Source organism: Streptomyces sp. FH025 (assembly GCF_017427025.1).
Taxonomy (GTDB): domain Bacteria; phylum Actinomycetota; class Actinomycetes; order Streptomycetales; family Streptomycetaceae; genus Kitasatospora.
The window spans coordinates 1-9,358 of record NZ_JAFLNG010000286.1; the positions used below are offsets into that span (position 1 = coordinate 1).

The 9,358-nt window shown below is 74.1% G+C and carries 8 protein-coding genes and 1 pseudogene; 4 read left to right on the top strand and 5 right to left on the bottom strand.

Annotated elements, in window-relative coordinates:
* The first annotated feature begins 399 nt into the window (after positions 1-399).
* Positions 400-1,881 carry a hypothetical protein gene (locus J0670_RS20505; protein ID WP_207813093.1) on the top strand — a complete coding sequence of 494 codons (1,482 nt, stop codon included), beginning with the start codon at positions 400-402 and terminating at the stop codon, positions 1,879-1,881.
* A 265-nt stretch (positions 1,882-2,146) separates the two neighbouring features.
* Here J0670_RS20505 and J0670_RS20510 read toward each other — a convergent pair whose 3' ends face one another.
* Positions 2,147-2,701, bottom strand: a complete 555-nt coding sequence (locus tag J0670_RS20510) for a hypothetical protein (RefSeq protein ID WP_207813094.1) — start codon at positions 2,699-2,701, stop codon at positions 2,147-2,149.
* Positions 2,702-2,989: 288 nt separating this feature from the next.
* Here J0670_RS20510 and J0670_RS20515 point away from each other — a divergent pair, with 288 nt between their 5' ends.
* The gene (locus J0670_RS20515) at positions 2,990-4,486 is read left to right on the top strand and encodes a HEAT repeat domain-containing protein (RefSeq protein WP_207813095.1); all 1,497 of its coding nucleotides are present in this window, start codon (positions 2,990-2,992) and stop codon (positions 4,484-4,486) included.
* Positions 4,487-4,608: 122 nt separating this feature from the next.
* Here J0670_RS20515 and J0670_RS20520 read toward each other — a convergent pair whose 3' ends face one another.
* From J0670_RS20520 to J0670_RS20530, 3 genes are all read right to left on the bottom strand, one after another.
* Positions 4,609-5,451: an undecaprenyl-diphosphate phosphatase gene (locus J0670_RS20520; protein ID WP_374223134.1), complete on the bottom strand. Its 843-nt coding sequence runs from the start codon at positions 5,449-5,451 to the stop codon at positions 4,609-4,611.
* Positions 5,452-5,803: 352 nt separating this feature from the next.
* The gene (locus tag J0670_RS20525; RefSeq protein ID WP_207813097.1) at positions 5,804-6,520 is read right to left on the bottom strand and encodes a bifunctional 2-polyprenyl-6-hydroxyphenol methylase/3-demethylubiquinol 3-O-methyltransferase UbiG; all 717 of its coding nucleotides are present in this window, start codon (positions 6,518-6,520) and stop codon (positions 5,804-5,806) included.
* Positions 6,521-6,613: 93 nt separating this feature from the next.
* Positions 6,614-7,141: a PadR family transcriptional regulator gene (locus J0670_RS20530; protein ID WP_207813098.1), complete on the bottom strand. Its 528-nt coding sequence runs from the start codon at positions 7,139-7,141 to the stop codon at positions 6,614-6,616.
* Positions 7,142-7,268: 127 nt separating this feature from the next.
* Between J0670_RS20530 and J0670_RS20535 the strand changes: the two genes are divergently transcribed.
* A complete protein-coding gene (locus J0670_RS20535; RefSeq protein WP_207813099.1) occupies positions 7,269-8,039 on the top strand; it encodes an alpha/beta fold hydrolase in 771 nt (256 codons plus the stop codon).
* A gap of 70 nt (positions 8,040-8,109) precedes the next feature.
* The gene (locus J0670_RS20540; RefSeq protein ID WP_207813100.1) at positions 8,110-9,039 is read left to right on the top strand and encodes an aminoglycoside phosphotransferase family protein; all 930 of its coding nucleotides are present in this window, start codon (positions 8,110-8,112) and stop codon (positions 9,037-9,039) included.
* A gap of 25 nt (positions 9,040-9,064) precedes the next feature.
* On the opposite strand, the pseudogene J0670_RS20545 reads toward J0670_RS20540, so the two are convergent.
* Positions 9,065-9,358, bottom strand: a pseudogene (locus tag J0670_RS20545) (allophanate hydrolase subunit 2 family protein); the annotation flags it as partial.

The following is a 9,358-nucleotide window of genomic DNA, read 5'->3' on the forward strand; positions in this document are numbered from 1 at the left end:
GTGCTTCCTGGCATGACGGCGGCCCTGCTTCGGTGGGTGGTGCGCGGGCGCCGGGCACGGACGCGGGGTCAGGAACCCCTGTTCGACGGTGTTCCGGCCGTCCGCACCCTGGGGAATGCGGTCGGCCGGACTGCCGTGGCCGTGCCCGGCGCTCCCGCGCCACCCGGCCGCGCCACCCCCTCGGGTGAGGGCCGGGAGCGTTCCGTGCCACCGTCGGGGGAGTGCCCCGACGCCGGTGGAACGCCGCCCGACCCGTGAGGCGGGGTGGCGCACTCCTACAAGACACCCTCCGGGCACTGGCTTAGTAGTCTGGCGGGCCCTGGCGAACGGTGGCGAATGCTCGCCCGGCACTTGCCCGAACCTCTAGCCTCGGAGGAGCCGAGGAACCTGGGGGCTTCGTTGAGCAGGGGACCCAACACCCGACTCGCCGATCTGTTCGTCCTGACCGGATGGTCCAAGGGCGAGCTCGCGCGGCTGGTCAACCGTCGGGGTGCCGCGATGGGGCAGCAGCAGCTGTCCACCGACACGTCGAGGGTACGGCGCTGGATCGAGCAGGGGGAGGTCCCCCGCGATCCGGTGCCGCGGGTGCTGGCGGCCGTGTTCACGGAGCGGCTCGGACGTGTCGTCACCACTGAGGACCTCGGTCTGGAACGACACCGGCCCACCAGGTCCGGAGCGGAGCCGTCCGCAGCAGTGCCGTGGTCGCCGGATCGAACAGCCGCGGTCCTCACCGAGTTCACGGGAATGGACCTCATGCTGAACCGACGTGGATTGGTGGGCGCGGGAGCCGCGCTCACGGCCGGAGCGGTCATCGCCGACTCGCTGAAGGGCTGGCTGGGCGGGGACGCGGTCGCGTACGCGGCCTCCGTCCCAGGGCCTCGCCAGGCCGTCACCGGGGGCGGGGCACGGCCGGCGGTGGACGTGTACGACGCGGGCCCGGTCGGGCTCGACGAGGTGGAGTCGCTGGAGCGTTCGGTGCAGGTGTTCCGCGCCTGGGACGCGGCGCGCGGCGGCGGGCTCCAGCGCAAGGCCGTGGTCGGCCAACTCAACGAGGTGGGCGGACTGCTGACGCACCGGCACTCGCCGGTGGTGGAGCAGCGGCTGTGGCTGGTCGCGGCCAACCTGGCGGTGCTGGCCGGGTGGATGTCGCACGACGTGGGCCTGGAGCCCACCGCTCAGCGGTACTTCATGATCGCGGCCGAGGCGGCCAAGGAGGCCGGGGACCGGCCGCGGGCCGGCGAGGCGATCTCCCGGGCGGCGCGCCAGATGGTGCACCTGGGCCGGGCCGACGACGCGATCGAGCTGATGGCGGCGGCCAAGGCGGGGGACGGTCTGCTGCTGCCCAGAACACGCGCGATGTTCAACACCGTCGAGGCCTGGGCGCACGCCTCCGTCGGGCACTCGCAGGACACCCACCGGCTGCTCGGCGAGGCCGAGGACCTGTTCGCCGAGGCGTCGCCGGAGCCGCCGCCGTCCTGGATGCAGGTCTTCGACGAGGCGGAACTGCGTGGCATGCAGGCACTGGCGCTGCGCACCCTGGCCGAGCACGACCCGGCGGCCGCCCCCCAGGCCCGGCGGCACGCGGAGCGGGTGATCACCTTGCGCGAGGGCACCGGGCAGCTCCGTTCGGCGCTGTTCGACCGGATCACCCTGGCCTCGGTGCACTGGCTCACCGGGGAGCCGGACGCGGCGGAGTTCCAGGCCAGGACGGTGCTGGGCCTGATCGGCCAGAACTCCTCGCACCGGACCTGGGACCGGCTGCGCGAGATGTACCGGCTGACCGCGCGGTACCGGGGGCTGCCGGTGGTGGACGAACTGCGGGACGAGCTCGGCCAGGAGCTGCGGGCCGCCGATGCCAAGAAGCGGCTGCGGTCGATGTGAGCGGGCTGCGGCCGGCGTGAACGGTCGGGCGTGCGCCGGAGGCGGGAGTACTCCGGGGCGCGCCGGGGCGCGTCGGCGCTCGGTTCGGACCGGCGGGTGCGGCGCGGAACGGCGGCGCGCGTTTGCGGTGGCGCGCGGCCAAGGCGGCGCGCGTTCAAGGTGGTGCGCGCCTGGGGCGACGGGCTCAAGAGGGCGCGCATTGAAGGTGGTGCGCGCTGAAAGGGCCGCGCGTTGAAGGCGGCGCGCGCCCGGGGCGGCGCGCGGCTCAGATCGGCGGGGCGGGCCGGAGCAGCATGCGCAGCGCGGTGACGGTGCCGTCCACGCCGAGCACGGGTTCGCCCGCGCAGTCGACACTGTTGTGCCGGCCGCCGGGTCGGCGGACCCGCAGGGTTCCGGCGGCCGGGCGGCCGTGCACCAGGGCATCGGTCATCATCCGGCGCAGCAGCGGCCGGTCCGCCTCCGGGAGGCGGTCGGGCAGCCGGTCGAGGCTGAGCGGGCCGTGGTCCGGGTCGCACCCGAGGAGGAGGTAGGTCTCCGCGTTCCAGTGGACGCCGTCGGTCAGCAGGTCCCACTCGGCCGAGCCGATGGTGCCGCCGTCGATGCCGTCGCCGGTGTCGCCCCCGTTGAGGGAGGGGCCGGACGGCTCCTGTGCCGTGCCGTCCACTCTGCCGTCCGTTCCGCTGTCGGAGCCGCTGTCCGACTCGTCGCGGGCGCGGTCCGTCCCGCCCGCGGGGCCCGCGGCCGGGCCGTCGGCGCCCGTCGTGGCGCCGTCCGTCGTGACGGTGTCCGGCGGGCGGGCGGTGCCTAAAGGCATGCTCATGGCGGGTCCATCGCTCGGGTGCGGCCCGCTGTGTGCGGGCGGGACGGGTGGTGGGAAGACTGTCGCACAGCGTTCTGACCGCGGTGGGCGATTTGGACAGAACGCAGGCAAAATTCCCCTGGCATATGCCACTGTGGCACCAGCACTCGTCGCCCTGTGTGCGGACGGGGGTCCGAGGCGGTAACCTTCGGTGATTCCGGCGCCCGGGCGCCCACCGCAGTACCGACCAGAGACCCCGGCGACGGAAATCCCGTTGCCACTACGACCGCCGCAACGGATGCTGACCTCATGTTCGAGCCAGTGATAGCACCCAGTGCCAGCCTCCTCGGCCTCCTGCAGCGAGGCCGTGGTGACGGGCAGCTCCATGCGCTGGCCGCCGACCGTGCCGAGGCCATCGCCGCGCTGGAGGAGTGCGTCACCAGGGATCCGCGAGCCGACTGGCAGGTCGAGAGCCGCTCCCTCTACTACGCCCGCCTCTACATGGAGCTGGAGGCCTCCCTCGACGGCATCGAGGACCACCTCCACGCCGCCGAGGACCTCGTCAGCGACGACGAGAACCGCACCGGTCTCGCCCTCTCCGTGCTGGGCCACCTCGCCGCGTACGGCCGGCGCGACGCGCTGCTGATGCTGCGCGAGTACGCCGCCACCGGCGCCAACTGGGCCTGGGCCCTGGACGAGCTCGCCCTGCGCGACGACGACCGCGGCCTGCTGCTGCTCGGCACCGCCGTGCTGGACCGCTTCGCGCCGGGCCCCGAGGGTGACGCCGAGCTGCGCGAGTTCATCCGCAACGCGTACGAGCCCCGGCCCTGGCGGCTCTGGGCGGCCTACCACCCGAGAGTGGCCGCGGCCAGCGAACAGTCCCCCTTCGACCTCTGGCAGCGCCAGCTCAACCGCAGTGGCGTCACCCCGGGCTGGTCCACCGCCGACGTGCTGGCCTGGGCCGACCAGGGCGAGCTGGGCGGCCTCGGGGCCGACGCCTTCCTCGGCCGCCCCGAGCCGGTGTTCGCCGACGAGGACCCTTCCGGCCCCGACGCGGTGGACCGCCGCGCCGCCGCGGCCGCCCGCTGTCTGACCGCCGTGGTCCGCCCGGAGGACCGCCCCGTCCTGCTGGAGGCCGCCCGTGACGGCCTGCCCGGTGCCCGGCGGTGCGCGCTGCGCTACCTGGTCGACCAGCGGGACGCGGCCGCCCTCGAACTGATCGAGGCCGCCGCAGCTGACGTGGATGACCGGATCGTGCGGGCCGCGTTGGAGCTGCTCGGCCGGATGCGCGGCCCGGAGGTGCTGGCGCAGGCCCGCCGCTGGGCCGACCCGGCCAGCGGGGGAGCCGACAGCGCGCTCGGCGAGGCCGCCGTCCAACTGCTCGCGGACGCCGGTGAGCCGGCCGACGCGCCGCTGGTGGTCGCGGGCCTGCGCCGCTGGATCTCCGCGCGCGGGGTCAGCGGCACCGGACTGGGGTCACTGGTCGACGGCGCGGGGCGGCTGGCCGCCGCCGACGCCGTACCGGTCCTGCGCCACATCTACGGGGAGGCGGCCTCCTCCGAACTGCGCGGCCGCGCCGCCCGGGCGCTCGCCGTCACCGATGTGCACTTCCCCGAGGGGCCCGCGGTCGAGTGCCTCTGGGACTGCGAGGAGTCCACGCGCGAGCTCGCCGCGCGCCATGTCGCCACCACGGGCGACGCGCGTGTGCTGGAGCGGCTGCGCAGGCTCGCCGCCGACCCGGCCGAGGAGGCCGAGGTCCATGCCGCCGTGCGCGGCCGACTGACCGCCCGGGAGTCCGGGCGTTAGGTCCTCGACGTTCGGTGGGCCGGGACACCCGTTGAGGGGTGTCCCGGCCCACTGCTGTCGGGCTGTCGGGCTGTTGTGCTGTCGTGCTGCCGTCGGAGCCGTGCCGTTTCTGGAACCGCGTTCTACTTGATGGAGCCCGCGTCCGGGGCCAGCACGCCACCCGCCACCAGACCGATGATCAGAACACCGAGCAGCACCCGGTAGACCACGAACGGCAGAAAGCTGCGGCGCGAGATGTACTTCAGGAACCAGGAGATCACCGCGTAACCGACCACGAAGGCGATCACGGTGGCCAGGATGGTCGGACCCCAGGCCGGGGCCGGGCCCTCGCCGATCTTGAACAGCTCCAGCGTCCCCGAGGCCAGCACCGCCGGGATCGCGAGCAGGAAGGAGTAGCGGGCCGCCGCCTCCCGGCTGTAGCCGAGCAGCAGGCCCGCGCTGATCGTGCCGCCGGAGCGGGACACGCCGGGGATCAGCGCCAGGGCCTGGGCGAAACCGTAGGCGGCGGCGTGCGGCAGGGTCAGGTCGGTGATCGGACGGGCGTGGCGGACGGCGCGGGTGCGGTCGGCGAGCGCCAGGATCAGGCCGAAGACGATCAGCGTGGTACCGATGATCCGAAGATCGCGCAGATGGGTCTCGATGCTGTCCTGGAACAGCTTGCCGAGGATGCCGATCGGCAGGGTGCCGATGATCACGAACCAGCCCATCCGCGCGTCCGGATCGGAGCGCAGCGCCGGGCGGAACAGTGACAGCGCCCAGGTCCGGACGATCGAGGCGATGTCCCGGCGGAAGTAGATCAGCACCGCGGCCTCGGTGCCCAGCTGGGTGACCGCGGTGAAGGCCGCTCCCGGGTCGTCCCAGCCCAACAGGGCGGAGAAGACCCGCAGATGGGCGCTGGAGGAGACGGGCAGGAACTCGGTGAGCCCCTGGATCAGGCCGAGGACGGCCCCGTGGAACCAGTCGATCACCGGACACCCGCCAGGGGTATCCGACGGTCGTCGTGCTGGTGCGGCATGTACGGGTCCTTGCGGGTCGGAACGGGCGTGCGGACGACCGTGACCCGCGCGGCCCGGGCCGCGCACGGGCCCGGCGCGCGGCCGATGGTACGGGGTGAAGGTAACAGTTCTTTGTTCACCTTTTAATCGGACTTTGCGCACGGGGCCCTTTCGCCGCGTCAGCCGACGGTGGCGCACCGGCCCGACCTGGCGCGCCGGCCCGACCTGGCGCGCCGGCCCGACCTGGCGCGCCGGCCCGACCTGGCGCGCCGGCTCGACTCGGAGCACCGGCTCGACTCGGAGCGCCGGCCGGCGCGGAGCGTCAGTCCGCCGGCCGGGCCCGGACCCAGGTGCGATCCTCCGTCAGGTACGTCTCGACCCGCAGCCCGGCGTCCGCCAGGGCCCGCTCGAAGACCTCCGTGGTGAGCGGCCGGGACAGGAAGGTCTGCGTCCAGGTGCCGTCCGGGAACTCGTACTCCGCGTGGACGGAGTTCACCCCGTCGCCCACCGGGGTGGCGGAGACGATCCGGGCCACTCCGTCCGTACCGGCGATCCGGCTCTCCCGCGGCACGTTGCGGTGCCAGTCCTCGCCCTCGCGCTGCACCAGCACGCAGCCGTCCTCGGCGACATGGCGGCGGCAGGTCTCCAGCAGGCCCTGGCGGACCGCCGTGTCGCCCGCGTGCACCAGGAACGAGGCGAGCATGACGACGTCGAAGCGCTCGCCGAGGTCCAGCTCCTCGATCGGGCTGCGCACCGTCCGGACCTCCGGGCGCACCAGGGCCAGCATCTCGGCGGACTCGTCCACGGCCGTGACGGCGAAGCCGCGGTCGGCCAGCGGGTGCGTCATCCGGCCGACGCCGCAGCCCAGTTCGAGGATGCTCGCGCCGGGCGGGATGGCGCCCTCGATCACGTCCGGGGCGTCGCCGACCGGCAGGCGGGTCCACACCTCGACCGCGCAGCCGTCCGGGGTGATCGCGCCCGTGCCCGTTCCGTCGTAGCCCTTGCGCCGTCCGTCGCTGATGTTCGTGTTGTCGTCCATGGGGCCATCGGAACACGGGTGGAGCGGGGGCGGAAGGCCGGTCGGGCGGCTTTCGGTCAGTTCGTCAGGGGCCTTCGCCCGGCGGGCCATCCGTCAACGGCCGTCGAGTTCGGCCACGGTGGCGCGCAGCCAGTCGACCTCGGTCTCGGTGGTGGAGCGGGCGATCAGCAGCATGCCGCGCCGGAACGGGTCGGTGAACTCCTCGGCGGCGCGCGGACGGTCGCCCTCGTAGAAGAAACTGGCCGGCTCGGAGAGGAAGGCCAGACGGCGGCGGAGCACGGCGGCCTGGGCGGCCGGGTCGTCGAGGTGGCGCAGAGAGGCGAGCAGGGTGAACCAGCGGTTCCCGTCGCTGATGTCGAGCGGTTCGGGCGCGCGCAGCCGGTCGAGCAGCGCGGTGCGGCCGGCTTCGGTGAGGTGCAGGGTGTGCCTGGGTGCGGCGGCGCTGCCGGGCTCGGTCTCGCGGACCAGCAGGCCGTCGGCCTCCAGCCGCTTGATCGCGGGGTAGAGCGTGCCGTCGCTGATCGGGCGGACGTGGCCGGTGAGCGCGGCGAGGTGGCGGCGCAGCTCGTAGCCGTGCAGCGGCTGGTCGTACAGGACTCCGAGGATCGCGAGCTTCAGCATGGGGCCACTCTCTCAGACCGCTCCCTCGGCACGTTGGTATATCGCTTCCGTGATACCTCGATGTCGATGTATGTTCTCCGTGGTCCGAACCACCGCGGTCCGGACTTCGACACAGGAGTGTGTGAGCATGCGCGCGGCCCCCGTCACCCCGAACGGCGACCTGATCCGCTGGGTCGAGCTGCCCGGCGCCGAGCCCGCCCGGCTCTATCTGCACGGGCTCGGCGCCAGCTCGCCCGTCTACTTCGCGGCCGCCGCCGCCCACCCGTTGCTCAGCGGGCGCCGCTCACTGCTGCTCGACCTGCTCGGATTCGGCATCAGTGACCGGCCCGCCGACTTCGCCTACACCCTGGAGGCGCACGCCGACGCGGTCGCCGCGGCGGTCGCGGCGGCCGGGCTGGAACGGGTCGAGGTGGTCGGCCACAGCATGGGTGGCGCGATCGCGATCGTCCTGGCGCACCGGCACCCCGGGCTGGTCTCGCGGCTGCTCCTGGTGGACGCCAACCTGGACCCGATCGCCCCCGACCGGCGGCGGATCGGCAGCAGCGGGATCGCCGGCTACACCGAGGCGGAGTTCCTGGCCGGAGGCCGGGAGGAGGTCGCCGAGCGGGTCGGCCCGTTCTGGTGGTCCACGATGCGGCTGGCCGGGGCGGAGGGCCTGTACCGCAGCGCCGTGCACCTCGCCCGGGGGAGCGAGCCGACCATGCGCGAGCTGCTGCTCGGGCTCGACCTCCCGCGCACCTTCCTGTACCCGGCGGTGGACGGCGAACCGAACGGCGCCGACGGGCTGCGCGCGGCGGGGGTGCGGGTGGTGGCGGTGCCGGACTGCGGGCACAGCATCATGCTCGACAACCCCGAGGGCTTCGCGGCGGAGGCGGCGGCCGCGCTCGGTCTGGGGTGACGAGAACCGGGGAGGGCCGAACCGGGGAGGGCCGAACTAGGGTGAAGGGGAGCGCCCGAGAGGAGTCCGCATGACGTCCGTCACCGTCCCGCCCGCGCTGGTCGAGTCGCTCCAGGAGTTCCGGGGCGAGGACGGCCGCATCTGGGCGGCCCGACTCCCCGCCCTGGCGAGCGAGTTGCTCGACCGCTGGGAGCTGCGCCCGGACGGCCCGGCGGCGCACGGCGTGGTCGGACTGGTACTGCCGGTGCGGCGCGCCGACGGGACGCCCGCGGTGCTCAAGCTCCAGCCGGTGGACGAGGAGACGGCCGGCGAACCGGTCGCGCTGCGGGCCTGGGGCGGGCGCGGCGCCGTCCGGCTGCTCGACCACGAACCGGCCTCGGGCTCCATGCTGTTGGAACGCCTGGACGCGTCGCGCTCACTGCTCGAAGTGCCCGACGACCTCGCCGCGCTGCGCGTACTGGCTGAACTGCTGAGGGAGTTGACTCAGCATCAAGCTCCCGAAGAACTGCGAAAGTTGAAGAGTGTCGCGGAGGGCCTGCTGGACCGGGCCCCGGCGGCGGGCGCGGCCCTCGCCGACGCGGACGAGCGGCGGCTGTTCGCGGACTGCGCGGCGGCCCTGGGCGAGGTCCGGGCCGAGCCGGGCGACCGGCTGCTGCACTGGGACCTGCACTACGGCAACGTCCTCGCCCCGCTGCCGGGCGGCGACCGCGAACCCTGGCTGGTGATCGACCCCAAGCCGCTTTCCGGGCACCCGGGCTTCGAGCTGCTGCCCGCGCTGCGCAACCGCTGGGCCGATGTGCTGGCCACCGGCGACCCGACCCGGGCGCTGCGGCGGCGCTTCGACCTCCTGGTGGAGGCGCTGGAGCTGGACCGCGAGGTGGCGGCGGCCTGGACGCTCGGCCGGGTGCTGCAGAACGCGGTCTGGGGTGCGGAGGAGGGGCAGACGGCGCTCGATCCGGCCCAACGTGCCATCGCCGAGCTGTTGTCGGGGCGGAACTGAGAACTCCGTGCCCCTCCGTGGCCCCTCAGTGCCCCCGCAGCAGGACGAACCGCACCGGCGTCCCCGGCCGGGCCTGGGCGGCGGCCGCGAGGTCGGTGGCCGGGACGACCCCGATCACCGGGTAGCCCCCGGTGGTCGGGTGGTCGGCAAGGAAGACCACCGGCTGCCCGTCCGGCGGTATCTGCACCGCGCCCAACACCATGCCCTCGCTGAGCAGTTCGCCGCCCCGGGCGCGGGCGACGGCCGGGCCCTCGGTGCGCAGCCCGATCCGGTTGCTCGCGGGGGAGACCCGGTACCCGTCGCGGGCCAGCCGGTCCAC